The 402-nt window shown below is 74.1% G+C and carries 1 protein-coding gene; it reads left to right on the plus strand.

Annotated features, from left to right (window positions below):
• Positions 1 to 402 (plus strand): ketoacyl-synthetase C-terminal extension domain-containing protein (locus GT354_RS14330; protein ID WP_202511889.1); only part of this gene is annotated, 402 nt, incomplete at both ends.

Consider the following 402-nt stretch of genomic DNA (forward strand, 5'->3'; position numbering starts at 1 on the left):
GGTGTCGTCGTTCGGCATCAGCGGGACGAACGCGCACGTGATCCTGGAGCAGGCCCCGACCCCGGCCGGCCACACCGACGCGCCCCCCACGGAGCCGGCCCCCGGCGTGCTGCCGTGGGTGTTGTCGGCGGCATCGCCCGCCGCACTGGCGGAGACGGCCGACCGGATGCGGTCGGTGGCGGGGGAGCCGGGCGCACTCGCCTGGTCGCTGTGGCGAACCCGGGCCACGCTCGCGCACCGAGCGGTGATCCTGGGCACCGACCGCGCCGAGTTCGACACCGCGCTGGAGGCGCTGGCCGACGGTCTGCCGGCCGCGAATCTCGTGGTCGGGAGTGTGGGGGGTGATCGTGGTGGTGTGGTGTTCGTCTTCCCCGGTCAGGGTTCCCAATGGGAGGGCATGGG

It is taken from the genome of Streptomyces sp. SID3343 (assembly GCF_009865215.1).
Lineage (GTDB): Bacteria > Actinomycetota > Actinomycetes > Streptomycetales > Streptomycetaceae > Embleya.